Raw genomic sequence first — 23604 nt, forward strand, 5'->3', positions numbered from 1 at the left:
ATGGAGTCGCTTGTTGTTCGCGGAGCACCACATGAATATGTATTGGAAGAAGGGATACTGTCTTCCTTAGAAACTAAACTAAAAGCGAGAGGATTTCACCATGTTTTAGTGGTCCACGGCGATGCCTCTTGGAAAGCGGCAGAACGATTTTGGCCGGAATTTACAGCTGTTGAGGCAACTTACTGGCAATACAATGGAATTTGTTCACAAAATCAAATGGACCAACTGGCAGCTGTTGTGCAAAGCGGCGAGTACGATGCGATTGTCGGCGTGGGGGGCGGCAAACTCCTTGACCTAGTCAAAGGAGGGGCTTACCAAACGAAACGGCCTTATGTGCTCGTGCCGACGCTAGCCTCAAATTGTGCCCCTTGGACGCCGCTTGCGGCCGTTTATACAGATGAGGGGACCTATACACACTACGACGTTTACCCAGAAAATGCGTCGTTGCTATTACTTGAACCGCGCTTGCTTTTGACTGCGCCAAAAGAGCTGTTTGTCGCTGGCATAGGCGATACGCTTGCAAAATGGTACGAAGCGGATGTCCAGCTTGGTTCGATGGATGAAAAGTCCCCAGCATTAGAGGTGGCTTATTATACGGCTAAACTATGTCGTGACATTTTGTTGGAAAAAAGCGATGAAGCTTTGCGCGCTTTTGACATAGGCGAAGTGAGCACTGCTTTTTGTAAAGTTGCAGAAACGATTATTATGCTAGGTGGCATGGTTGGAGGATTTGGGGACCAATATGGACGGATTGCAGGAGCCCATTCGATCCATAACGGCTTGACGGTTTTAGCGGAAACACATGGTATTCTCCACGGCGACAAAGTGGCATACGGCATTCTCGTCCAATTGGCGTTAGAAGAGAAATGGCACGAAATCGAAGCATTGCGGCTATTTTATGAAAAAGTTGGCCTTCCATATTCATTAACTCAGTTAGGCATTTCCCTCCAAGCTGATTTGCGTTCAGTTGCTGAAAAAGCGACAGTCGCAGAAGAATCCATTCATGTAATGCCGTTTCCAGTATCAGCGGATGCTGTGGTCTCTGCCATAAAAAAATTGGAAGAAAAAAACGAAGGGCTGCAAGCAGGAGTGTAACCTGCGTGCAGCCTCAACACGTTTACTCAAATGTTTCCAACCCTCGTTTTTTCCCATCTTTACTTTCAGTCTGATTGATTTGGTTTCTTTTTAAACCCTCGTTGAAGGTTGAGCCAGCCCACGTACAAATCGACGGCTGCGATAAAGGCGGTAAAAAAAGACATAAATCCCCAACCATTTTGGTTGACGTTAATAAACGTCAGCGCAATGAAGCCAACACCAAGCAACACATACGATAGACCTATAAAAATTGGCGACTTTGTCATAGGGCACCCCTAAAAGAATAACTGGATAAAGGATGACTGCTGCTCGTATTGCTCCATAATCTCCGCCAGTTGCTCAGCAAACACGACTTGGACAATGACGACAAAACTGTTGATCGCCATATGGGAGATAATAGGTACAATAATCCGTTTCGTTTTTACGTATAAGAAGGCAAACGAAAAACCCATAGCAGCATAAACCAAAATATGTTCAAAATCAAAGTGGATGACAGCAAAGATTATCGAGCTTATGAGAGCCGCAACAAAAAAATTGGTGCGGACATAAATCCAGCCAAAAATCGCTTTTCGGAAAACGAGTTCCTCAATAATCGGCCCAAGAATCGCTACCACAAGAATAAAAGGCAAAAAATCTTGGGCGACTTCAACCAGTTGCGCAGTATTTTCAGATCCTTGGTCAATCCCAAGAAGCTGTTGTTCAATCAAGCCGGCAACAGTTTGTGTCGCAAATACAAGGAAGATACCGATAAGCGACCACGCGATTGTTTCTGGAACGGTCGCTTTCTTTCCAGGAAGGCCCCCGCCTCTGTCTTCGTCTTTGCGTAAAATAAGGAGGATGGCGATTAAACCAATCGTAAATGTAATAATGGATGACAAGCCGATGTTCAAGGCGCCGGAAATGGCAAAGTAACGAATCAGCAGCCAGCTTACCAAAATAGCCAGACCAGTCTGCATAACGATATAAGCAAACACGACGAGTAAATAACGTTTTGTCACAGCGTAACTCCTTTAGCCTAATCAGATTTTCGTTGCTTCATCATACCATAGTTTATCCATAAATTCAGTGAACAGCACTTAGAATAAAAATCTCTTGTAAATCGACAAAAAAAGTTAAGCAACCCCCTTGCAAAACAAGTGGGGAATGATTATTATAATAAATGTGTTAGCACTCATCGAATCCGAGTGCTAATAAGACTACATACGTCTTCAAAGGAGGGTGTTTTCCTTGTTAAAACCATTAGGAGATCGCATCATCATTGAGCAAATTCAATCTGAGGAAAAAACTGCAAGTGGGATTGTTTTGCCTGATTCTGCAAAAGAAAAGCCGCAAGAAGGCAAGGTTGTTGCTGTCGGCACTGGTCGCGTAACAGACAACGGCGAAAAAGTGGCACTTGAAGTAAAAGAAGGCGATTCAATCATCTTCTCTAAATATGCAGGTACAGAAGTGAAGTATGAAGGCACAGAATACCTCATTCTTCGCGAAAGCGATGTACTAGCGATTATTGGCTAAGTAAGGGAAAGAACACACTAGGAGGCGAATACAAATGGCTAAAGATATTCAATTTAGTGAAGAAGCGCGCCGTTCCATGCTTAAAGGCGTAGATACTCTTGCAAATGCAGTAAAAGTAACGCTTGGGCCTAAGGGGCGCAACGTTGTTCTAGAAAAGAAATTCGGTTCACCACTCATCACCAATGACGGTGTGACGATTGCAAAAGAAATCGAACTTGAAGATGCTTTTGAAAATATGGGCGCTAAGCTGGTTGCTGAAGTAGCAAGCAAAACGAATGATATTGCTGGTGACGGAACAACGACTGCGACAGTCCTTGCACAAGCAATGATCCGTGAAGGCTTGAAAAACGTTACTTCCGGTGCAAACCCAATGGGCATCCGCAAAGGAATTGAAAAAGCAACGGCTGCTGCAGTGAAAGAGCTTAAAGCAATTTCAAAACCAATCGAAGGCAGAGAGTCGATTGCTCAAGTTGCGGCGATTTCTTCTGCTGATGAAGAAGTAGGACAAATCATCGCGGAAGCAATGGAACGTGTCGGCAACGATGGCGTTATTACAATTGAAGAATCAAAAGGTTTCTCAACAGAACTTGAAGTAGTAGAAGGTATGCAATTTGACCGTGGCTATGCTTCTCCTTACATGGTGTCTGACTCAGACAAAATGGAAGCAGTCCTCGACAACCCATACGTTCTTATTACAGACAAAAAAATCACGAATATCCAAGAAGTGCTTCCTGTACTTGAACAAGTGGTACAGCAAAGCCGTCCAGTTTTAATTATTGCTGAGGATGTTGAAGGGGAAGCGCTTGCGACACTTGTATTGAACAAGCTTCGCGGTACATTTAATGCTGTAGCTGTAAAAGCTCCAGGATTTGGCGACCGTCGCAAAGCGATGCTTGAAGACATTGCCATCCTTACTGGTGGCCAAGTGATCACTGAAGACCTTGGGCTTGATTTGAAATCTGCCACAATCGAATCGCTTGGACGCGCAGCAAAAGTCGTTGTAACAAAAGAAAACACAACGATTGTTGAAGGTGCTGGCGACCCAGAACAAATTTCTGGCCGCGTCAACCAATTGAAAGCGCAAGTAGAAGAAACGACTTCTGAATTTGATAAAGAAAAACTACAAGAGCGTCTTGCTAAACTTGCTGGCGGCGTCGCTGTTCTTAAAGTAGGCGCAGCTACTGAAACAGAAATGAAAGAACGCAAGCTTCGCATTGAAGACGCCCTAAACTCTACACGTGCTGCTGTAGAAGAAGGCATCGTTGCTGGTGGCGGTACAGCACTTGTCAACGTAATTAAAGCAGTTAAAGCAGTTGACGCTACAGGGGACGAAGCAACAGGCGTGAACATTGTGCTCCGCGCTCTTGAAGAGCCAGTTCGCCAAATTGCCCACAACGCTGGTCTTGAAGGCTCTATCATCGTAGAGAAGCTAAAAGCTGAAGAGGTTGGCGTTGGCTACAATGCGGCTACAGGCGAATATGTGAACATGGTTGAAACGGGCATTCTTGACCCAGTAAAAGTGACGCGTTCTGCTCTACAAAACGCAGCAAGTGTTTCCGCAATGTTCCTCACCACTGAAGCTGTTATCGCTGATAAGCCAGAAGAAAATGCTGGCGGCGCTGACATGGGCGGCATGGGAGGAATGGGCGGCGGAATGCCTGGCATGATGTAAGGCATTCTTCCATCCTACAAAGAGGTTGCTCCTAGCAGCCTCTTTTTTATGCAGTCCCCGCATGCAGTTAGCGTTACATTGACTAAAAAACAAAACAGATAGAGACAAAGGAATCTGGCTAAACATCAACAGGTTCCTTTGTCTTTTTATTCTAATTCCGAGCCGGCTAGTTTTTTTCCACTAGTTTGGTTTTTTTTAGTATGAATGGGCACACTATTTTTTGCCAACTACTTGTGAAAACGAGAGCTTCAACATCCTTTGTTTTTTGCTTAGTAGATGTAAAGTTATTTGACAACAACCATCACTTTCTTGCCACAACTGTGATAAACTTCACTCTTTAATTACAGGCAGCCACAAGATATGATTACAGCAAGGGTGATGAAGATGTTATCGTCCAGACAAAAAAGCGTTTTAACGAAATTGCTCCGTAGCAACCACTATGTCACTATTGAGTTTTTGGCGAAATGGCAAAATGTTAGCGGTCGCACAATACGTTATGACTTAGATGCGATTGATGACATGTTAAAACAGGCAGGTGCCCCGTTAAAGCGAGAGCCTGGCAAAGGCGTATTTTTGCATGTTGGTGAGGAAAAGCGTGCTGAACTGTTTCGTATTGCCGAAGGCCATCAAGTCTTTTTTGATAAAAATGTCCACATTGCGATGATGAGCTTGTTTGCGATTATGCATGAGACCGTAACGATCCAGCAGCTGGCGGATGAATTTCATTTAAGCCGGTCAAGCATTCAAAAATATTTACCTGATATTGAGGAGACACTTGACCGTTTTGGTTTACAGCTGGCAAGGCAAGCACGTAAAGGGTTTTTGGTGAATGGAACGGAGCGGAGCATCCGCCGGGCCATTTTTCATTGGCTGACGGACAAACAGGTTGACTTAGAGCGAGTGGAGCGTTGGTTTGACTGTGAAAAGGATGGCGGTCGCGGCCAAATTGATAGGTGGCTTCGTTCTTGCCAAGAGGACCGGCAAGTGTTTTATAGCGAGGGCTCTTTGCGTGTATTGACGATTTTCCTTTGTTGGTGGTATGAGCGGATTTTGCACGGCCATTATGTGTATATTCCTCAGGAAGAGCGCGAAGCAGGACACCGACTTGGTGAATTAAGTGAAGTTGTTTCCGCGCTATGCGATAACCGTACTGCTGAGCACGAGCACGCATTTCTGAATACGTTGCTCGGACAAGCGAAAGTCGTTTCCTATAAAAATGACGCTGTCTTAGGGGAGAGTTATCAGAAGGAAAAAGATTTTTGCACGTCTTTGCTTGAACAAATTTCTACCATTCTCCAAGTCGACTTGCTAAAAGATAAAAAACTGATGAATGATTTGCTTTATCACATGAAAGCGGCTTTTTTGAGAATCGAACAAGGGCTTGTTATTGACAACCCGTATACAGAGGAAATTAAAGTTCGGTATCGTGCCATTTACGAGATGGTCCACCAAATTACAGCAGATATGGGGTATACGCTTGTAGCTGCGGAAGTTGCTTTTATTACGATGCATGTGAGCGCTGGTTTTGACCGTAGCAAAAGCAAACGGTTTTTGCCGACTGTGATTGTCGTTTGTTCAACTGGACTTGCTACTTCTTCCATTTTGACGACAAAATTGCAACAGGCTGAGCCAGGTTTCCATTTAATTAACGTGGTGAACACCGAGGATTTAGAAAAAGCCCTTGAAGAAAGCGATGTCGACTTTGTCTTAACCACGCAAGAGCTGCCGATCAAACAATGGAATGAAACGAAAATTTTCCGTGTAAGCCCGTTGTTAAATGATGAAGACAAACGGACGATTCAGCATGAAGCGCAAAAGATGATTAATCGTAAACAGCTCGCTTGTTTCAACCAAGTATATGCCCATGCCTCAGCTGTGGAGCCAACGCTTTTTGACGAAACCGTTCATACGGCCAACACGAGCGACTGGAAGGAAAGCATTGCTCTGGCAGCAGCACCACTGCTCAAGGCTGGCTACATCCGCCAAGGATATGTACAAGAAATGATTATGTCTGTGGAACGGAATGGCACGTACATGGTGTTCTTGCCAAAGGTAGCGTTTGTCCATGCCGGACCTGAAAATGTCATTAAAGAAGGCATTAGCATGACCATATTTGAACATGAAATTGATTTTGGCTCTTTTAACCCTGAACGTGTGGAAGTCGTGATCGTGCTAGCAATTAAAGAAGCACATAACCAGGATTTCTTGCAGCTTTTCCGCTATTTGGAAACACAAGAGAAAAGAGAGCAGCTTATAACGAAATGGATTGGGAGGAAGAGTGCAACATGACAGAAGAACTAATAAAAAAAGAACATGTTGCTGTTGGCGTTCAAGCAAAAGACTGGGAGAGAGCCATTGAAGCATCAGGTTCCTTGCTAGTCAAGTCAGGAGCGGTAACTTCAGAGTATGTTAAGCAAATGGTTGATTCCGTCAAAGAAAACGGGCCTTACATTGTCATTGGCCCCGGGATGGCGATGGCCCATGCCAGGCCTAGTGAGGCGGTGCATACGGACGCCGTTTCGTTGGCAGTCTTAAAAGAGGCTGTGCCGTTTGGCAATGAAGAGAATGACCCAGTTGACCTTGTCTTTTCATTTTCAGCCACGGGAGCAGAATCCCATTTGCACTTAATTGAGAGGCTATCGCGTCTTTTGCTTGATGAAGAAAAAGTCGGTCAGCTACGTGAAGCCAAATCAGCCGAGGACGTTTATCAAATTATTTCATAAGGAGTGTGTCGTATGAGCAAATTAAAAATTATGACAGTATGTGGGTTTGGCCTTGGTTCTTCCATGGTCCTAAAAATGAACTTGGAAAGTGTTTTAAAAGAGTTAGGCATAGAAGCCGATGTGTTTACTGGAGATGTTGCTTCTGCGCAAAGTACGCCTGCGGACTATATTTTCACAAGCAAAGAGTTAGGGGAAAAGTTGCAGGAGTCAGCTGGGAAACCAGTTGTGATCATTAACAGTTTTGTCAATAAGGCAGAGATCAAAGAAAAAGCAGCAGCGGAAATCAAGGCTTAAGCCTTGGCCGCTTTGCTTTCCAACATAAAAAGGGGGGTTTCCCATGCAAGGAGTTATGAACTTTTTTATTGAAATCATCCGGGAACCAGCAATTTTTCTTGGGCTTATTGCATTGATTGGCTTGTTGTTGTTGAAAAAAGATTTTTCGACGGTTGTCTCAGGAACGGCGAAAACGATCATTGGTGTCGTTATTTTAACACAGGGGACAAATATTTTAACAAGCTCGATTGCACCGCTAACAGAAGGGTTTAATTTAATGTATGACATCCAAGAAGCAGAAGTAGCGCCTGCGCTAGGGTCTGATACGATTTTAAGCCAATATGGGACGCAAATCGGAATCGCGATGCTCATTGCTTTTGTCATTAATTTGCTTGTCGCACGCTTTACGAAAATCAAACATGTGTTTTTAACTGGCCATATGTTGTTTTGGTTTCCGTTTATCTTTGTAGCCGTTGGAGTTGAAAACGCTCTTAGCAATACGCAAATAATCTTGTTTGCTTCACTGATGACAGCACTTTATATTATTATAGCGCCCGCGCTTTTGCGCCCATTTATCCGCAAAGTAACGGGTTCAGATGATTTTATCATTGGGCATCCAACCACAATCCTATCTCTTGTTTCTGGCTGGGTGGGAATGCTGTTTGGTACAAAAGGAAAATCATCGGAAGAAATAAAATTCCCTAAATCTACCGAATTCTTGCGCGAAATTAGCATTACGTCTTCGATTACAATGTTCTTAGTATATATGGTCGTATCTCTTATTATCGGGTTCGACGCTGCTTCAACAGCGTTTGGGGCGGAGCAGAACTTGTTTATTTACAGCCTCATGCAAGGAATTTTGTTTGGCGCCGGGTTAACGATTTTGTTGCTAGGTGTACGAATGATGCTTGCGGAAATTATTCCAGCATTCCAAGGGATTTCACAAAAATGGATTCCGAATGCTGTTCCAGCACTCGATGCGCCCATTTTGTTTCCGTTTGCCCCAAATGCTGTACTAATTGGGTTTATTGTATCTATGATTACCTCGGTGGCAACAATTTTCGTGACTGGCAGCCTCGGTTTGTTTAGCTTTGTCATTGTGCCCCTTACGATTACATGCTTTTTTGAAATTGGCACGGCTGCTATTATTGGAAACGCAACTGGCGGGTTAAAAGGAGCGATTGCTGGATCAGCCACAGCCGGTGTCGTGATGATTTTACTTGTCGGCCTTTCTGTACCGGTGTTGAGTGGAACGGTGTCAGATTGGATCGTCATTTTTGGCGGAAACGATTTCTCGCTTTGGTCTTTTATTGGTGACTTAGTTGCCAAACTCTTTCCTTAAGGAGGACGAAATCAATGTCTTACGTGGAGCAATATTACGAGTCAATTAGCCGTCTCTTACGGCAAACGGTCGATGAGGGGGAAGAGGTTCTCGGAAAAGCCGCTGATATCATGGTCCATGCGATAAATGAAGGCAAGTCGCTCTATCTATTTGGTGCTTCCCATGCGGGCATTATTGCTGAAGATGCCTTTTACCGCGCCGGCGGCTTGGCTCTGTTTAATCCGATTTTTAGCCCAGCGCTTATGCTGAATGTTGAACCGATCACGTTGACTTCTAAATTGGAACGGCTTGAAGGATACGGGACGATCCTGCTTGAATCAAAGCCTGTCAAACAAGGCGACGTGTTGTTTATCCATTCGGTGTCTGGCAGAAATCCTGTTGCGGTCGATATGGCGATAGCAGCAAAGCAAAAAGGAATGACCGTTATTTCGCTGACAAACGTTTCTTACTCTAAAAGTGTCGAGTCCCGTCACTCTTCTGGGAAAAGGCTGTTTGAAGTAAGCGATTTGGTAATTGATAACCACGGCGAGCCAGGTGATGCGGCTGTTTCAGTAAAGTCGTTGTCGCAAAAAGTCGCTCCGACGTCAACGATCGTTGGCAGCTTTATCATTCATTCAATCGTTTTAAAAATGATTGAACAACTTGAAGAGGCAGGCCGTGAAGTCCCAGTCTTCCGCAGCGCTAATTTAGATGGCGGCGACGCATATAATGAAGCGATGATGGAACGGCACAAACATCAAATTCACTATATGTAAGTAAAAAAACAGGACTCAATCAGTCCTGTTTTTTTTACTTGATCAGCTCTAATGGTTTAATGCTTCTCAGCCAATAGATGAATGGGATGCCAAGCAACGAGACAAGAAATTTCATTAAATACGTGGTGAAAGCAATTTCGAGCCAGACATCAAACGAGTAAACGCCGAGGAAGGCGATCGAGCAAAAGATGAGTGTATCAAAGGCTTGGCCAATAAAACTGGAAGCACTATTGCGGAGCCAGAGCATCGACGGCTTTGGAAATAGCCTTTTGAAAAAAGCGAAAATGTATACATTCAAATGGTTGCTAATTAAGTAAGCAATAAGGCTGCCTGCGGCAATACGGAGCGCGAAGTCAAAGATGAAAGCTAGATGTTCTTGCGCCAAGTCCTCGCTATGCGGCGGGAAGTGGACCACGAACTGCATGATGACAGTGGAAATGAATAAAGTGGCAAACCCAAGCCATACAGCCGTCCGCGCCGTTTGTTTGCCATGTTTTTCATTTAGCAAATCAGTAGCCAAGAATGTAGTTGCATACATCACATTTCCGAGTGTGACAATTAGCCCGAACAACTCTACCGTTTTTACAACCTGCAAATTGGCAAGGATGGTAGCAAAGCCGATCCAACAAATCATGCCGGTCTTGCCGAATACTTTATAAAATAGACCAAGCAATAAAAAATTGATGAGGGCAAAAATGAACCCATATAACTCTGTAGGCATTTAGCAAAATCTCCTTAGTTTTGATAACGCAGGAAGGTCTCGAACTGCGTTGTTGCCGTAGGACACTTTACCACATCTAAGCTAAGAAGTACAGGTAGATTTTTGTGACAAACGTACATAAACCACCACTAATGTTGGCAGACTTGGCAGAAAAATACGTTTTTCTTTGATGCCTCCTGGCGAATAATGGGATTGCCGCAACGGAAGCAAGCTTCACCTTCGCGGTCATACACATAAAGTTTGCTGTTCATACCGCCTGTCAACCGATCTGACGAAGTGAAAGGGTGACTCATATAGCCGCCCGCATCGGCAGCCGCTTGCAGCGTTGGTGCGATTGCTTGGTGCAATGCTGCTAATTCCTTGGAAGAGAGGGAGTCGATTGTCCGTAAAGGGATCATCTTTGCATGGTAGCAAATTTCATCTGCATAGCAATTGCCTATCCCAGACAGGTGGGCTTGGTTCGTTAAAAAAGGTTTTACCATCGTGCGCTTATGCTTAGCAATTTTCTTAAATTCGTCAGCATTTATGCTGCTTGCTTCTGGACCAAGTTTAGCAAGAACGGGCTTAGCAGATTGTTGGTCATGGAGGTGAATGTAGCCAAGGCGCAGCCCGATAAAATAAAGTTTGTGCCTTGAAAAGGAGAGAATCACTTGTTTGGTTCGATCTGGCGCATCCTCCTCTGTCCCCCAATACATCCAGCCACCTAGCATTAAATGAAGCAAAAGCATGTGCCCGTTTGCCAAGTGGAAGAGCAATTGCTTACCCCGTCGTGACACTTCCGTAACGATTTGATGTTGTACCGCTGCCTTCAATTCGAATACAGGCACATTAATGGACTTCTCCCGGTTTACCTCGACGTCTGTGATCATTTGGCCGACTACAGTGCGGGTAAGCCATTTTTGATAAGTGGCCATTTCAGGCATCTCAGGCATAGCAACCACTCCTCTCTTTTTAGCTAGTTTTTGCTTGGGCTCATGTCGTTATACACCTCCATTGTGTCCATCGCATAGGCTAATATCGTCTAAGGAGGCGTTGATATGGCAATGGTGACTGGTGCTGAATATTTAAAGCGAATTGCCCAATTGGAAAGCACAATTTGGATTGATGGTGAATTCGTAAAAGGAAAAAGCACAGAACATCCTGCTTTTAAGGCAGTGTTAGAAGCAAAAGCGAGCTTGTACGATATGGTGCTGGATGATGACTATGCAGATATTTTGCAAGCAAGCGACAAAAACGCTAATTTTTCTTTTGAAATTCCACGTACAAAAGCAGACTTAACGAAGCGCAGGAAAGCAACTCAATTGTGGGCGCAATCGACTTTAGGCGTGCTAGGCCGTTCTCCTGAATACGTGAATACAATGATTGCAATTATGGCAGGGGCAAAAGATTTCTTTGCCGAAGATGGAAAAGAGTATGGGGAAAGCATACAATCCATTTATGAACGAGCTGTAAAGAACGACTATACATTTACGCACACGTTTGTGAACCCATCGATTAGCAGGAAACCATTTTATCCTGACGGAGAAAGTGTCGAGCAGCCCGTTGCTGCAAAGATTATCGAGGAAAACGAAAAAGGAGTCGTGATAGACGGAGCCCGGCTTTTGGCGACACAAGGGGGGATTACCGACGAACTGTTGGTCCTTCCATCAGCTGCATTTGTCGATAGCGATTACTTGTTTGGCTGCACTGTCCCCTCAGATACAGAAGGGCTCCTATTTTTAAGCAGGCCTTCTTTCGGGAAAGAAACGCAATTTGACTATCCTTTATCTGCTACTCTTGAAGAGGGCGATGCGGTTGTCGTGTTTGACCACGTCTTTGTCCCGTGGGAACGGGTATTTATGTATAGAAATGAATGGCTAATGAGCCAGCTCTTTGCGAGAACAGGCATTGAAGCATTTTTGCTGTATCAGGCGGCGAACAGGCAAATCGTTAAAACGGAGTGGCTGCTCGGCGTTGCCCAAGCGCTTGTCGATACACTAAATATAGGCCAACACACTCATGTGCAAGGGAAAGTATCAGAAGTAATTGTCGCTCTGGAAGCAATGCGTGGATTTGTTTATTCAGCGGAAACGCAAGCGCAAGCCAATGAGTACGAGATCATGGTGCCGAAGCTAGAACCGTTAAAAGCTAGTGCGTGTTATTTTCAAATGACATACGCGCGCTTGATTGAGATCATTCAATTGCTTGGCGCGAGCCACTTCATCTCAGCGCCAAGTAAAAAGGATTTTGCCTCGCCGATCGCTGGGAGATTGGAACGTTTTATGCGCGGCGAATATACGAGCGCGAAGGAAAAAACGAAATTGCTCCGCCTTGCTCGCGACTTAAGCATTAGCGAATTTGGCTCCCGGCAAATGTTGTACGAACGCTATTTTTTCGGTGATCCAGTTCGTGTCGCTTCTGGTCTTTACCATTTTGCAGATTGTCAAAAACAGAAGTACGTGGAATGGGTGCAAACCTTTTTAAAAAAAATGGATTAGGGTCAATCCTAATCCATTTTTTCTCTGCGTGGATGGTAAAAGTCGCCGTTTTTGCCGCCTGTTTTTTTGACGAGCAATGTTTCTTCAATCACCATGCTTTTATCGACCGCTTTGCACATATCGTAAAAAGTCAGCGCAGCAGCTGTAACAGCTGTTAATGCTTCCATTTCAACGCCTGTGTTGCCATCAACGGTAACCGTTGCGCCAATCACGAGCATGTAGCCGTCTTTGACTGGTTCATACTTAAAAGAAAGGTCAGTCCCTTGGATGAGGATAGGGTGACACATTGGAATCCATTCTGCCGTCTTCTTGGCGGCCATGATTCCTGCTACTTGGGCAACTGGCAATGGGTTTCCTTTTTTTAATGATTGTTCATGGATCGCCTCGTAAAGGCGAGGCGAAATCCGGACACGGCATTCTGCTGTCGCCGTCCGACTTGTTGCTGATTTAGAGGAGATGTCAACCATTTTAGAAAGCCCGTCTTCGTTGTAGTGTGAGAATTGGCTCAAGGGAATCACTCCTTCCAGTCTGACTGGAAATTAATGTTGGTAAATGCAGGTTCATCTTCTGAAAAAGATACATGTTTAGCCGTTGCGATTTGATATAAAGCACGCATTCGCTTTTCTTCCTGCCCGAGTTCAGGAAAATAACGCAAGCAGCGTCTATGGTAAAGAGCATGGAGCGGTTGTGCTCTCGTGCCGCTTATTGGCAAGACGATATCAGCGCCCGGAGTAGAGCGAGCTTGATTGACGAGCTGTTTGATCATAGCCGAGTGGACATAGGGTAAGTCACCGGCCAAGACTTGGAACCACTCATGCCCTAAAGCACTTCCTTTTTCCATCGCGTGTTGAAGGGCAATGAGCGGCCCTTCGTAAGGGGTCGTATCACAAATGACTGGCACCCCGATGTTGGTAAAAGCAGGCGCTAAGGCACTGTTGGTTACGGCATAAACATCGTCAATGCCAGCCTGTTCTAATGCGATAAAACTACGCATGACAAGGGGAAGTCCTTGATGGTCGGCAAATAGTTTTTGGCTTCCATACCTGGAAGATTTCCCGCCAGCAAGGACAAGGCCGGCAATGTTCATTTGCGCAATTCTCCAGCTAAATGAGATAAAATCGGCACAATAAAGGCTTCCATTGCGAATGCAACAGCATTCTTTGAGCCAGGCAGGCAAAAGATGGCTGTGTTCTCACGTACACCAGCTAGTGCATTGCTAAGGAGTGCCTTTGCGCCGATCTGTTCGTAACTTTTAACGCGGAACAATTCGCCAAACCCTTTCATTTCTTTATCAAGAAGCGGGTAAACGGTTTGAATCGTGATATCGCGCTTGCTAAGCCCAGTGCCGCCGTTTGTGATGATCGCATCAATATCAACGGCTTGCGCCCATTCTGTAACAGTCTGGTGCAGTTTCTCTGCATCATCGGCGATCAGTTTGTAACGGACGATTTGATGGTGCTCCCCTAATAGTGATTGAATGGTTTGGCCGCTTTTGTCTTCTGCCTCACTGCGGCTATCTGATAGTGTGAGGACGGCAACTTTTACGACTGGCACATCGTGCGTATGATGCATTTTCTTTTACCCCCCACTTCAGCTATACTAAAATTGTGGAAATAGCTTCTTCATACTTATTGTAAGTGAGGAAGGAAGGAGGCGTAAAGTGGCGAACCAACGAATTTGTGATAAGCTAGAGCGGCCATTGCAAGATTTACGCATCTCAATTATGGATCGTTGCAATTTCCGTTGCTCTTATTGCATGCCAGCAGAAGTGTTTGGCCCAGACCATGCTTTTATGGATGAAAGCGAGCTTCTTTCTGTTGACGAAATAGTACGCACAGCAGAGCAGTTTGTGCAGTTAGGCGTCAAAAAAATCCGCATTACAGGGGGAGAGCCGCTGCTTCGAAAAGAAGTGGCGCATTTGATTGGCCGACTTCATGCTATAGAGGGCTTAGAAGATCTAGCGTTGACGACAAATGGCGTGATGTTGCCAAAGATGGCGAAAGCCCTTAAAGCCGCTGGATTGCAACGGGTCAATATCAGCCTAGATGCATTGTCCACGGAAACATTTCAAAAAATGAGCGGACGTAAGACGAAGCCGCAAGCGGTGTTTAACGGTATTGCTGCTGCCAAGGATGCAGGACTCGGCGTGAAAATAAACATGGTAGTCAAACGAGGCGCAAATGAACAGGAGGTCATTCCCCTTGCACGTTATGCAAAGGAGCTTGGTGTCACATTGCGCTTTATTGAATTTATGGATGTTGGCCAAACGAATGGCTGGGATTTTTCCTATGTTGTATCGAAAAAGGAATTGTACAAGCTCGTCTCCCAAATTGCGCCATTAGAACCGGTAAATCAAGCGTATTACGGGGAAGTAGCCTCCCGTTATCGCTATAGCGGCACAGAGACGGAAGTAGGCTTTATTTCTTCGGTTACCGAAACGTTTTGCCAATCGTGCACTCGTGCGCGCCTATCGGCTGATGGGAAAATATTCACATGCTTATTTTCGGAAAATGGCACAGACTTGCGTGCTGATTTGCGCAAGGGACTTTCAGACGAGGCATTGCAGCGAAAAATCAAGCAATTATGGGAAGCACGGGCTGATCGCTATTCAGAGCTTCGGACAGAAGAAACAGCAAAAACAAGAAAAAAAATTGAGATGTCTTATATTGGAGGTTAATAGGAGGTAAAAAATGGTGGAGAAAAGATTGCCGCTTCCAATTGAAGAGGCAGTAAGGCGTGTATTGCAAGAAATGGATGTCCCTGTTCGTACAGAGTCAGTCCCTCTTTTAGATGCGACGCAGCGTTTTTTGGCTGCTGATCTTGTTGCAGACCACGACGTCCCTCCTTTTGACCGTTCGCCTTACGATGGCTATGCGCTTCGTTCGTTTGATACGGCACAAGCAAGCCGAACAAACCCAGTGCGTTTAAAAACAGTTGGTGAGATCGGTGCGGGAACTGTCTTTGCAGGAGACGTGAAAGCAGGGGAAACGGTGCGCATTATGACTGGGGCAAAGATTCCGAACGGCTGTGATGCCGTAGCCATGCTTGAAGTCGTAAAAGAAGAGAGCGATGGCTATATCACCGTTGTCCGCCCTTTTGCAGCAAACACGAATATTTCTTTTCAAGGAGAAGACACACGAAAGGGGACACCCCTTGTAAAAAAAGGAAGCTATGTCCATCCAGGCGTCGCCGCTTTGCTGGCGACGTTCGGATACAATTACGTGCCTGTGGCCGTTCAGCCAACCGTTGGCATTTTGTCGACGGGGAGCGAACTGCTGGAAGTCGGCGCACCGCTAACGCCTGGGAAAATCCGCAACAGCAACGCGTATATGATTGCAGCCCAAGTAAGGCAAGCAGGTGGGCAGCCCGTCATGTATGGACAGCTACCAGATGATCTTAAGCTGTGTGAGCAGGCAGTGCGCAACATGCTTGAAGAAGTCGATATTGTTATTACAACTGGAGGAGCTTCTGTCGGTGATTATGATCTTGTGCCTCAATTAATTGAGACATTAGGCGCCAAGCAAATTTTTAATAAAGTAGCAATGAGGCCAGGAAGCGTCACAACTGCGGCCCATGTTGGCGGCAAGCCGTTTTTCGGTTTGTCAGGCAATCCTGGGGCTTGTTTTGTTGGCTGCGAATTGTTTGTCCGCCCCCTTATCCGGCGTAGCCTTCAAGCCCAAAACATTCATTTGAAAAAGAGTAAAGCAATTTTAGCGGTTGATTTTCCAAAACCGAACCCATTTACAAGATTGGTGCGCGGCATTCTTTCAGAAGAAGATGGCATTCATAAAGTGGCGCCCTCTGGCCTTGACAAGTCAGGGTCGGTCATTTCTCTTGCTGAAGCAGATGTGTTGATAATGTTGCCAGGAGGGACGCGTGGCTATCAATCAGGCATGGAAGTGGATATATTGCTTTTAGGTGAACAACAAGGAAGTGAATGGCCGTGGAAAAGCGTTGCCGTATCTTCCAAGTCGTAGGCTACAAAAATGCAGGCAAAACGACATTAATGGAGCAATTAATCGCGGTCCTTCGCAATGAAGGGATGGTTGTATCCTGCCTGAAGCACCATGGCCATGGGGGAGCACCTACAGGCAGCACAGACAGTGACCGATTTCTTCTTGCCGGAGCCAATGGGAGCTCGGTCGAGGGAGATGGTGTGTTAAAAATCGTTGCGAAAAAGCAAGAATGGACGCTTGTGCAATTGTTGCAGCTTCAAGTGCTTATCGATCAACCAGACGTTATTTTAGTAGAAGGATGGAAAAACGCTCCGTACCCGAAAGTCGTTTTGCTGCGCGATGACAGCGACCAGTCCCTGCTCGAGTTGGAACATGTACAATGCGCCATCGATTGGGGCAATAACAAGAGAACGAGGGATTTTCCTGTTTTTGGAATTGATGAACGTCAACGCTATATGTCATACATGAAAAAGCAAATTCTAGAAAGCGGGGCTTATTTTTAGTGTTTCAGTTAACCAATAAACCAATTGATGTCCAACAGGTAATCAACCAAGTGACCGATAGAAACTGCGGAGCGATTGCCACTTTTATCGGCACTGTCCGTGAATTTACCAATGGCAAAAAAACAGTGCGTCTAGAATACATCGCCTATGAATCAATGGCTGAAAAAATGCTGAAACGGATTGGCGCTGAAATAAACGAAAGGTGGCCAGGTACAAATGTCGCGATTGTACACAGGCTCGGCGTTCTCGACATTTCTGAAGCAGCGGTCGTGATCGCAGTCAGTTCACCACATCGACAGGCCGCGTATGAGGCCAATGCATACGCAATGGAACGGATAAAAGCGATGGTGCCAATATGGAAAAAAGAAATTTGGGAAGACGGCAGTTCGTGGATTGGCGATCAGCTTGAAACCAAACGGTATACATAAGGGGGACAACATGATTAAAGTTCTTTTTTTTGCCGGGCTAGCCGAACAAGCTGGCCAGGCAGAAACAGAAGTTGATTTTGCTGGAAGGACAGTAAAAGAATTGACAGAGTGGGCCATTGACACGCATAGGCTTTCTCCTAATTCGCTGAACGGCGCCATGGTTGCAGTAAACGAAGAGTTTGCGAGCCAATCGACAGAGCTGACAGCAGGGGATGTCGTGGCTTTTATTCCACCTGTAAGCGGCGGTTAAAACCTTGTAAGGTTTTAACCGCTTTTTTTGTCAACTTGTTCGGGCGACGACTCATTCTTTTTTTGGCTAATGGCTACATAAGCACCGGCGACAAATAGAGCGCCGCCTATGACATTGCCGATCGTAACAGGAATCAAATTATAAAAAAATCCGCCAATGGTGACCATATCATTGCCGCCATGGAATAGAGCCATACCAAGAATAGACATGTTGGCCACACTATGTTCGAAACCAGATGCGATAAAGGCAAAAATGAGCACAAAAATGAGAAAAAGTTTGGCGATGTCGCCTTCCGCTCGGAGGGAAGTCCAAATCGCAAGGCACACGATCCAATTGCAGAGGATGCCCCTAAATAACAACTCCTGTAGAGGCGCATTCATCTTATCGGCCGCAAGAGACATCATGTAATGATGGGCGCCAGCATCAGCAAAAATGCCAGTAAGGAAGACGAGGTACGAGAGCAGTAGTGCGCCGACTAAATTGCCTACAAAGCTCCAACTCCAAATTGAGGCTGTTTGTTTCCAAGTAGTGGTGCCGCTTAATGAGCTGGCCGTAAAAATTAAATGGCTGCCTGTGAAAAGTTCGGAGCCGGCCCAGAGCACAAGCGCTAAAGCGAGTCCAAACGTAGCGCCAGTCACGACAGACAGAAATGGTGAGCTAACTTGATAGAACGGATCGCCAACAGAAAAAAGCACGATCGAGCCGACGCCCACATAAGCACCGGCAAGCATAGCAGCAAGAAAATAACGGAGAGGAGAAGAGTCGAGCAGCCCGTGTTTCTGTTTCGCCTGAGAGTCTAGCTTGGCCAGTGTGTTGTTATACATAAATGGCCCTCCTTTCATCGTTACCCGTATACCCAGCCGTTTTCATTTTAAAACGGTTAAGATGTCTAGGTTTTATTGCAGGATTTTACGGGTAGGGGAGGAAAGAGGAAATAGAGGGGGAATAAAAATTGGCCAGACAGTTCGAAGTTACGTTGAATGGGAAAAAGGAAACGGTTACAAATCCACGTTCACTCTTAACCTTTTTAGCGGAGAAAAAGGTGGAAGTGCCTAGCCTGTGCTATCATCCAAGTTTAGGGGCGATCGAAACATGCGACACTTGTATTGTAGAAGTAAACGGCGAATTCGTCCGCTCATGCTCGACAGACATCAAGCCTGGCGACACGATTCATACAAAAAGCGCTGGCGTGCATGAGGCTCAATTGATCGCAATGGACCGCATTCTTGGCAATCACGAACTGTATTGTACGGTATGCGATTACAATAACGGCAACTGCGAGATACATAATGCGGTCAAAGAAATGAAAATGACCCACCAGGAAACGGAACATTCTTCAAAAAAGGCAGAAGTACAGCGTAACGCGTTTTATCGCTATGATCCTGATCAGTGCATCTTATGCGGGCGTTGTGTGGAAGCATGCCAAGACGTGCAAGTAACGGAAACGCTATCGATTGATTGGAGTTTGGAACGGCCACGTGTTATTTGGGACAAGCACTCACCTATTGACGAATCATCTTGTGTCAACTGTGGACATTGTTCAACCGTATGTCCGTGCAATGCAATGATGGAAGTTGGCATGGAAGGTGAGGCAGGGTATTTAACAGCGATTAAGGAAAACTCAATGCGGCCGATGATTAACATTACAAAGAATGTAGAAACAGGCTACCAATCATTAATGGCTGTTTCTGATGTAGAAGCGATCATGCGAGAAGAGCGGATCAATAAAACAAAAACTGTTTGCACGTACTGTGGCGTAGGGTGTTCGTTTGATGTGTGGACAAAAGGGAGACAGATTTTAAAAGTCGAACCACAGCCTGAAGCGCCGGCAAATGGCATTTCTACTTGTGTCAAAGGCAAATTCGGCTGGGATTTTGTCAACAGTGAAGAGCGACTGACAAAACCATTGATTCGTGAAGGGGACGGATTCCGAGAAACGAATTGGGAAGAGGCGCTCGACGTTATTGCTCGTAAATTTAAGGAAGCGATCGATCAGAACGGACCTGATTCACTCGCCTTTATTTCTTCGTCCAAATGTACGAACGAAGAATCGTATTTGATGCAAAAATTGGCCAGAGCTGTAGTTGGCACGAATAACATTGACAATTGTTCTCGCTACTGCCAGTCTCCGGCGACGAAAGGGTTGTGGCGTACTGTCGGCTACGGCGGCGATTCAGGGGGAATTGAAGACATCGCAAAGGCAGGTTTGGTTATTTCAATCGGTTCCAATACAACAGAATCACATCCAGTTTTGGCAACAAGGGTGAAACGAGCGCAAAAGCTACATGGACAAAAAGTGATTGTCGCCGACATTCGCAAGCATGAGCTTGCTGAGCGTGCTGATGTCTTTATTAAGCCAGCACCAGGCAGCGACCTCGTTTGGCTGTCGGCTGTGACGAAATACATCATTGACCAAGGTTGGCATGATGAAGCATTTTTGCGAAAGCATGTCAACAATGTGCAAACATTTATTGACAGCTTAGCCGTATATACACTTGATTACGCTGAAAAAGCAACAAATTTGTCAAAAGACGAAATGATTGCGGTCGCTACAGCCATCCACGAGGCTGATACTAGCTGCATTCTCTGGGCAATGGGCGTTACCCAACACGGTGGCGGAAGCGATACGAGCACAGCCATTTCAAACTTACTCCTAGTTACAGGCAACTACATGAAGCCAGGCGCAGGAGCTTACCCGCTGCGTGGCCATAACAACGTCCAAGGTGCTAGTGATTTCGGCAGCATGCCTGATCGGTTTCCTGGCTACCAATTTGTTAGCGATGATGAGGTGCGCCAGCGCTATGAACAAAAATGGGGTGTTAAAATCCCAGCAGAACCTGGCTTGAATAACCATGAAATGGTTGACGCCATCCATGAAGGGAAGTTGAATATCCTCTATCTAAAAGGCGAGGACATGGGCATAGTCGATTCAAATGCCAACTATGTGCAAGCTGCTTTTGAAAAGCTGGATTTTTTTGTTGTCCAAGACGTGTTCTTTTCGAAAACGGCCCAATTCGCCGATGTCGTCTTGCCAGCAAGCCCGAGCCTTGAAAAAGAAGGGACATTTACGAATACGGAGCGGCGTGTGCAAAGGCTATATCAAGTCCTTGAACCACTTGGCGATTCTCGCCCTGACTGGATGATTATCCGAGACATTGCCAATCGGCTTGGTGCCGCTTGGTCTTATAAACATCCATCTGAAATTATGGACGAGGCAGCATCGCTAGCTCCATTGTTCGCTGGCGTACGCTACGATCGCCTTGAAGGCTACAACAGCTTGCAATGGCCAGTTGCAGAAGATGGCACAGATACACCTTTGCTGTTTAAAGACAAATTCCCGCTGCCAGAAGGGAAAGCCCACCTATATCCTGTTACATGGACGAAACCGCTTGAATTTGGGGATGAATATGACATTCACGTTAACAATGGAAGGTTGCTTGAACATTTCCATGAAGGCAATCTGACGTATAGGTCAAAAGCGATCAGCGGAAAAACGCCAGAAGTATTTTTAGAAGTATCGAAGGAACTTGCGAAAGACCGGGGCATTACGGATGGCACAAAAGTACGGCTTATATCGCCATACGGCAGCGTGAAAGTAAGATGCGTTGTCACGGAACGAGTCGCCGGAAAAGAAGTTTATTTGCCGATGAATACGAGCGGAGAGGGAGCAATCAATTATTTGACAAGCTCTCATTCAGACAAAGATACCGACACGCCTGCCTATAAAGAAGTTGCAGCTAAATTGGAAGTGTTAGAGCCACAAGGCAAAAACCCACTTCCAAAGACAAACCACCGCTATGGCAATCCTCAGCCACAAATAGGCGTGCGCGTTCAAGAAAAGTGGGCCCGAAAGGATTATGTATTTCCTGGCGATGTAGTAAAGGAAAGGAGAGCGCAGAGCAATGGCTAAGGCGACGACGGTCATCCGCAAGCTTGAAATAGACCCAGCAGAAAAGCGCCAAAACGATTTAACAGAGCTAGAAGACGTTTTTTTAGACAATAAGGAGGCGATCGAGTCTGCCGTAAAGCTCCTTGGCCGTATCCACGAAAAGGGGGCGCTTGATATCGCCCACGGCGCGATAGGGCAAAGCGATAAAATATTGGAGCGAATTGTCATAGCACTTGATCATCCAAATGTGACACAGTCGCTCAAAAACATGTTATTACTCGTTGAAGCATTAGGTACAGTGAAAATGGCAGACTTGGAACCAATCGTTTATAAAATCAACTCAAGCATTGAAAAAGTCGCCGATTATGAACACGTTGAGGGCCAAGGTGGAGGCTTTGCCGGTTTGCTCCGCGCGTTGAAAGACGAGCAAGTGATCGAAGGAATGAATGTGTTGCTTGCAATCGTAAAAGGATTGGGCATCAATCAGGAAGACATAGAAGAAAACCAAGCGATGCACGAGCGTTCCGAGCCTGTTAACCGTCGGAATGCGCCAAAGCGCCGACCAGCACAAGGAAAGTGGTACATGTTTGCGGCGGGCGCTCTTGCTTGCGCACTTCCGCTTATTTGGAAAAGGAAGTAAGGGTTATGCCGATGGAAAAAAACATACAAACATCAAGACAAATATGGCGTTTTCAGGCAGGAGAGCCAGTGCGGATAGACGATCCAATTGCGAGGGAACAGCCTGTAACGCTGAAAATCAACGGTGAGGAGTTTGCTACGCTTGTTTGTACGCCAACATATTTGCAAGAAATGGCAATTGGATTTCTAGTTTCCGAAGGCCTCATCCAAGCGTATGAAGAAGTAAAGACGATATGGATCGATGATAGGCAAGGGTTTATCCATATTGAATTAGTACGGCCCATAGATCGCTTGCACCAGCACTTGCAAACAAAACGGTATATGGGGTCATGCTGTGGGATGAGCAGGCAAGGGTTCGTCTTTGCGTCCGATGCAAAGACAGCGAAGAAAGTGCAAACAAGAGATGTAAAGTTAAATGCTGGCGATTGTTTCCGGTTAATGGCGGAGCTCCAGGAAAATGCACGTACCTTTCAACAAACTGGCGGTGTCCACAATGCAGCATTGGCCACGAAGGATGGCTTGCTTCTCATGCGAGAAGACGTTGGCCGCCACAATGCGTTAGATAAACTCTATGGGCATTGTTTGCAGAACGGTCTTTCCTTGCACGGCAAATTAGTGGTCTTTAGCGGCCGGCTGTCGGCAGAAATTATTCTCAAAGTGGCTAAAATCGGTTGTGAGCTAGTTTTGTCCAAATCAGCCCCAACCGATAGGGCGCTGCAAATTGCCGAGGAATTGGACATTACAACAGTCGGTTTTATCCGCAATCGCTCGATGAATGTCTATACGGTGCCAGAACGAATCGAGCTAAAAAGCTAGAGCAATGCGCTTCTAGCTTTTTTTAATGGGAAATTCGACCAGTGCTATAAATCGTTAAGAAAGAAAGCAGCCATAAGGCATGTCGCTGCTCATCACGAGCAAGAGAAGCATACACTTCTTTCAAAGCAGGATGAGTCGTAAAGCGAGCTGCCTGTTCAAACGTATAAGCCGCAGCTTGTTCTTTTTCAAACGCCGCTTTTAAAGCAGGGATATAGTCGTTTCGAGGTAAAGTAGGTTCGGTAATCGTAGGGTCTTTGCCGCTTAATTGCTTATAAGCATGAAGCAGTGTTTGATAATGACTTTTTTCTTCTTCAATCGTAGCATCAATGAGAGAAGCCAAGTGTTGCGTAGGCGCTTGGCTGCGAAGTTGTTCATATTCTAGTACGGATTGGTAAGCTAGCTGGAGAAATTGCTGCAATTCAGCCCGCTGCTCCTTGGATACAGTTGGCGAACTTGCTCCCCGCGTCACTGGACCAGTAGATGGAGTAGGTGGAGGCCCCGAGAAAGAGGGAGCGGCCCGTTTTTTAAACATAGTTTGCCTCCTCGCATAAAT

Annotated in this window: 26 protein-coding genes; 17 read left to right on the plus strand and 9 right to left on the minus strand. The window is 45.7% G+C overall.

All coding sequences use genetic code 11. The features are described 5' to 3' along the window. Positions 1 to 1095 (plus strand): iron-containing alcohol dehydrogenase family protein, encoded by a 1095-nt coding sequence (locus V5G21_RS13870; protein WP_011245734.1) that lies wholly within the window; start codon positions 1 to 3, stop codon positions 1093 to 1095. Positions 1096 to 1160: 65 nt separating this feature from the next. Here V5G21_RS13870 and V5G21_RS13875 read toward each other — a convergent pair whose 3' ends face one another. Together V5G21_RS13875 and V5G21_RS13880 are read right to left on the minus strand one after the other, a co-directional pair. Next, positions 1161 to 1361, minus strand: coding sequence for a hypothetical protein (locus V5G21_RS13875; RefSeq protein WP_035204656.1), 201 nt, complete (start codon positions 1359 to 1361; stop codon positions 1161 to 1163). 9 nt (positions 1362 to 1370) lie between these two features. After that, positions 1371 to 2093 carry a CPBP family intramembrane glutamic endopeptidase gene (locus V5G21_RS13880; RefSeq protein ID WP_011245735.1) on the minus strand — a complete coding sequence of 241 codons (723 nt, stop codon included), beginning with the start codon at positions 2091 to 2093 and terminating at the stop codon, positions 1371 to 1373. A 229-nt stretch (positions 2094 to 2322) separates the two neighbouring features. On the opposite strand from V5G21_RS13880, the gene groES reads away from it, so the two are divergent. From groES to V5G21_RS13915, 7 genes are all read left to right on the plus strand, one after another. Next, positions 2323 to 2607: a co-chaperone GroES gene (groES, locus tag V5G21_RS13885; RefSeq protein ID WP_011245736.1), complete on the plus strand. Its 285-nt coding sequence runs from the start codon at positions 2323 to 2325 to the stop codon at positions 2605 to 2607. A gap of 34 nt (positions 2608 to 2641) precedes the next feature. Then, on the plus strand, positions 2642 to 4279 hold the full coding sequence (groL, locus tag V5G21_RS13890) for a chaperonin GroEL (protein WP_011245737.1): 1638 nt from the start codon (positions 2642 to 2644) through the stop codon (positions 4277 to 4279). A 384-nt stretch (positions 4280 to 4663) separates the two neighbouring features. Further along, a complete protein-coding gene (locus V5G21_RS13895; protein ID WP_338464830.1) occupies positions 4664 to 6568 on the plus strand; it encodes a BglG family transcription antiterminator in 1905 nt (634 codons plus the stop codon). After that, positions 6565 to 7002: a PTS sugar transporter subunit IIA gene (locus V5G21_RS13900; protein ID WP_011245739.1), complete on the plus strand. Its 438-nt coding sequence runs from the start codon at positions 6565 to 6567 to the stop codon at positions 7000 to 7002. The genes V5G21_RS13895 and V5G21_RS13900 overlap by 4 nt, the downstream gene beginning before the upstream one ends. 12 nt (positions 7003 to 7014) lie before the next feature. Continuing rightward, entirely contained in the window at positions 7015 to 7296 is a 282-nt protein-coding gene (locus V5G21_RS13905) for a PTS sugar transporter subunit IIB (RefSeq protein WP_011245740.1), read from the plus strand. Between the two features lie 43 nt (positions 7297 to 7339). Next, positions 7340 to 8617, plus strand: coding sequence for a PTS ascorbate transporter subunit IIC (locus V5G21_RS13910; RefSeq protein WP_011245741.1), 1278 nt, complete (start codon positions 7340 to 7342; stop codon positions 8615 to 8617). A gap of 14 nt (positions 8618 to 8631) precedes the next feature. Beyond that, the gene (locus V5G21_RS13915) at positions 8632 to 9372 is read left to right on the plus strand and encodes an SIS domain-containing protein (RefSeq protein WP_338464831.1); all 741 of its coding nucleotides are present in this window, start codon (positions 8632 to 8634) and stop codon (positions 9370 to 9372) included. A gap of 34 nt (positions 9373 to 9406) precedes the next feature. Here the strand turns inward: V5G21_RS13915 and V5G21_RS13920 are convergent, their stop codons facing one another. Both V5G21_RS13920 and V5G21_RS13925 read right to left on the minus strand, forming a co-directional pair. Beyond that, positions 9407 to 10093, minus strand: coding sequence for a queuosine precursor transporter (locus V5G21_RS13920; RefSeq protein ID WP_011245743.1), 687 nt, complete (start codon positions 10091 to 10093; stop codon positions 9407 to 9409). A gap of 128 nt (positions 10094 to 10221) precedes the next feature. Continuing rightward, positions 10222 to 11025, minus strand: coding sequence for an Fpg/Nei family DNA glycosylase (locus V5G21_RS13925; RefSeq protein WP_035204662.1), 804 nt, complete (start codon positions 11023 to 11025; stop codon positions 10222 to 10224). A gap of 105 nt (positions 11026 to 11130) precedes the next feature. Between V5G21_RS13925 and V5G21_RS13930 the strand changes: the two genes are divergently transcribed. Then, positions 11131 to 12570, plus strand: coding sequence for a 4-hydroxyphenylacetate 3-hydroxylase family protein (locus tag V5G21_RS13930; protein WP_073305122.1), 1440 nt, complete (start codon positions 11131 to 11133; stop codon positions 12568 to 12570). Positions 12571 to 12578: 8 nt separating this feature from the next. Here V5G21_RS13930 and moaC read toward each other — a convergent pair whose 3' ends face one another. Genes moaC through V5G21_RS13945 form a run of 3 tightly spaced genes read right to left on the minus strand, consistent with a single transcriptional unit; the run spans position 12579 to position 14142 of the window. Beyond that, on the minus strand, positions 12579 to 13079 hold the full coding sequence (moaC, locus tag V5G21_RS13935) for a cyclic pyranopterin monophosphate synthase MoaC (RefSeq protein ID WP_073305120.1): 501 nt from the start codon (positions 13077 to 13079) through the stop codon (positions 12579 to 12581). Positions 13080 to 13084: 5 nt separating this feature from the next. Then, entirely contained in the window at positions 13085 to 13657 is a 573-nt protein-coding gene (locus V5G21_RS13940) for a molybdenum cofactor guanylyltransferase (RefSeq protein WP_035204664.1), read from the minus strand. Next, positions 13654 to 14142 (minus strand): MogA/MoaB family molybdenum cofactor biosynthesis protein, encoded by a 489-nt coding sequence (locus V5G21_RS13945; protein WP_073305118.1) that lies wholly within the window; start codon positions 14140 to 14142, stop codon positions 13654 to 13656. The genes V5G21_RS13940 and V5G21_RS13945 overlap by 4 nt, the downstream gene beginning before the upstream one ends. Before the next feature lie 151 nt (positions 14143 to 14293). Between V5G21_RS13945 and moaA the strand changes: the two genes are divergently transcribed. Genes moaA through moaD form a run of 5 tightly spaced genes read left to right on the plus strand, consistent with a single transcriptional unit; the run spans position 14294 to position 17707 of the window. Beyond that, on the plus strand, positions 14294 to 15247 hold the full coding sequence (moaA, locus tag V5G21_RS13950) for a GTP 3',8-cyclase MoaA (protein ID WP_249413791.1): 954 nt from the start codon (positions 14294 to 14296) through the stop codon (positions 15245 to 15247). 13 nt (positions 15248 to 15260) lie between these two features. Continuing rightward, entirely contained in the window at positions 15261 to 16547 is a 1287-nt protein-coding gene (glp, locus tag V5G21_RS13955) for a gephyrin-like molybdotransferase Glp (protein ID WP_035204670.1), read from the plus strand. Then, the gene (mobB, locus tag V5G21_RS13960; protein ID WP_167369577.1) at positions 16514 to 17029 is read left to right on the plus strand and encodes a molybdopterin-guanine dinucleotide biosynthesis protein B; all 516 of its coding nucleotides are present in this window, start codon (positions 16514 to 16516) and stop codon (positions 17027 to 17029) included. Before glp ends, mobB begins: the two co-directional genes overlap by 34 nt. Further along, the gene (locus V5G21_RS13965; protein WP_011245752.1) at positions 17029 to 17457 is read left to right on the plus strand and encodes a molybdenum cofactor biosynthesis protein MoaE; all 429 of its coding nucleotides are present in this window, start codon (positions 17029 to 17031) and stop codon (positions 17455 to 17457) included. The genes mobB and V5G21_RS13965 overlap by 1 nt, the downstream gene beginning before the upstream one ends. Positions 17458 to 17467: 10 nt before the next feature. Then, positions 17468 to 17707: a molybdopterin converting factor subunit 1 gene (gene moaD / locus V5G21_RS13970; RefSeq protein WP_073305113.1), complete on the plus strand. Its 240-nt coding sequence runs from the start codon at positions 17468 to 17470 to the stop codon at positions 17705 to 17707. Positions 17708 to 17721: 14 nt separating this feature from the next. On the opposite strand, the gene V5G21_RS13975 is transcribed toward moaD, so the two are convergent. Next, the gene (locus V5G21_RS13975) at positions 17722 to 18531 is read right to left on the minus strand and encodes a formate/nitrite transporter family protein (protein WP_073305111.1); all 810 of its coding nucleotides are present in this window, start codon (positions 18529 to 18531) and stop codon (positions 17722 to 17724) included. Between the two features lie 128 nt (positions 18532 to 18659). Between V5G21_RS13975 and fdhF the strand changes: the two genes are divergently transcribed. Genes fdhF through fdhD form a run of 3 tightly spaced genes read left to right on the plus strand, consistent with a single transcriptional unit; the run spans position 18660 to position 23051 of the window. After that, positions 18660 to 21617 carry a formate dehydrogenase subunit alpha gene (gene fdhF / locus V5G21_RS13980; protein ID WP_338464832.1) on the plus strand — a complete coding sequence of 986 codons (2958 nt, stop codon included), beginning with the start codon at positions 18660 to 18662 and terminating at the stop codon, positions 21615 to 21617. After that, on the plus strand, positions 21610 to 22236 hold the full coding sequence (locus tag V5G21_RS13985; RefSeq protein WP_011245756.1) for a DUF1641 domain-containing protein: 627 nt from the start codon (positions 21610 to 21612) through the stop codon (positions 22234 to 22236). The genes fdhF and V5G21_RS13985 overlap by 8 nt, the downstream gene beginning before the upstream one ends. An 11-nt stretch (positions 22237 to 22247) precedes the next feature. Next, positions 22248 to 23051 carry a formate dehydrogenase accessory sulfurtransferase FdhD gene (fdhD, locus tag V5G21_RS13990; RefSeq protein WP_011245757.1) on the plus strand — a complete coding sequence of 268 codons (804 nt, stop codon included), beginning with the start codon at positions 22248 to 22250 and terminating at the stop codon, positions 23049 to 23051. Positions 23052 to 23073: 22 nt separating this feature from the next. On the opposite strand, the gene V5G21_RS13995 is transcribed toward fdhD, so the two are convergent. Then, on the minus strand, positions 23074 to 23583 hold the full coding sequence (locus V5G21_RS13995) for a ferritin-like domain-containing protein (protein ID WP_095237100.1): 510 nt from the start codon (positions 23581 to 23583) through the stop codon (positions 23074 to 23076). Positions 23584 to 23604: the final 21 nt, after the last annotated feature.

The sequence above is a fragment of the Shouchella rhizosphaerae genome, from assembly GCF_036700015.1.
Classification (GTDB): domain Bacteria; phylum Bacillota; class Bacilli; order Bacillales; family Bacillaceae_D; genus Shouchella; species Shouchella rhizosphaerae.

Excerpts from the sequence above, each read along its gene's own strand:
- V5G21_RS13870 (WP_011245734.1), top strand. The coding sequence starts at position 1 with ATGGAGTCGCTTGTTGTTCGCGGAGCACCACATGAATATGTATTGGAA.
- V5G21_RS13875 (WP_035204656.1), bottom strand. The coding sequence starts at position 1,361 with ATGACAAAGTCGCCAATTTTTATAGGTCTATCGTATGTGTTGCTTGGT.
- groL (WP_011245737.1), top strand. The coding sequence starts at position 2,642 with ATGGCTAAAGATATTCAATTTAGTGAAGAAGCGCGCCGTTCCATGCTT.
- V5G21_RS13895 (WP_338464830.1), top strand. The coding sequence starts at position 4,664 with ATGTTATCGTCCAGACAAAAAAGCGTTTTAACGAAATTGCTCCGTAGC.
- V5G21_RS13900 (WP_011245739.1), top strand. The coding sequence starts at position 6,565 with ATGACAGAAGAACTAATAAAAAAAGAACATGTTGCTGTTGGCGTTCAA.
- V5G21_RS13905 (WP_011245740.1), top strand. The coding sequence starts at position 7,015 with ATGAGCAAATTAAAAATTATGACAGTATGTGGGTTTGGCCTTGGTTCT.
- V5G21_RS13910 (WP_011245741.1), top strand. The coding sequence starts at position 7,340 with ATGCAAGGAGTTATGAACTTTTTTATTGAAATCATCCGGGAACCAGCA.
- V5G21_RS13915 (WP_338464831.1), top strand. The coding sequence starts at position 8,632 with ATGTCTTACGTGGAGCAATATTACGAGTCAATTAGCCGTCTCTTACGG.
- V5G21_RS13920 (WP_011245743.1), bottom strand. The coding sequence starts at position 10,093 with ATGCCTACAGAGTTATATGGGTTCATTTTTGCCCTCATCAATTTTTTA.
- V5G21_RS13925 (WP_035204662.1), bottom strand. The coding sequence starts at position 11,025 with ATGCCTGAGATGCCTGAAATGGCCACTTATCAAAAATGGCTTACCCGC.
- V5G21_RS13930 (WP_073305122.1), top strand. The coding sequence starts at position 11,131 with ATGGCAATGGTGACTGGTGCTGAATATTTAAAGCGAATTGCCCAATTG.
- V5G21_RS13940 (WP_035204664.1), bottom strand. The coding sequence starts at position 13,657 with ATGAACATTGCCGGCCTTGTCCTTGCTGGCGGGAAATCTTCCAGGTAT.
- V5G21_RS13945 (WP_073305118.1), bottom strand. The coding sequence starts at position 14,142 with ATGCATCATACGCACGATGTGCCAGTCGTAAAAGTTGCCGTCCTCACA.
- moaA (WP_249413791.1), top strand. The coding sequence starts at position 14,294 with ATGGATCGTTGCAATTTCCGTTGCTCTTATTGCATGCCAGCAGAAGTG.
- glp (WP_035204670.1), top strand. The coding sequence starts at position 15,261 with ATGGTGGAGAAAAGATTGCCGCTTCCAATTGAAGAGGCAGTAAGGCGT.
- moaD (WP_073305113.1), top strand. The coding sequence starts at position 17,468 with ATGATTAAAGTTCTTTTTTTTGCCGGGCTAGCCGAACAAGCTGGCCAG.
- V5G21_RS13975 (WP_073305111.1), bottom strand. The coding sequence starts at position 18,531 with ATGTATAACAACACACTGGCCAAGCTAGACTCTCAGGCGAAACAGAAA.
- V5G21_RS13985 (WP_011245756.1), top strand. The coding sequence starts at position 21,610 with ATGGCTAAGGCGACGACGGTCATCCGCAAGCTTGAAATAGACCCAGCA.
- fdhD (WP_011245757.1), top strand. The coding sequence starts at position 22,248 with ATGGAAAAAAACATACAAACATCAAGACAAATATGGCGTTTTCAGGCA.
- V5G21_RS13995 (WP_095237100.1), bottom strand. The coding sequence starts at position 23,583 with ATGTTTAAAAAACGGGCCGCTCCCTCTTTCTCGGGGCCTCCACCTACT.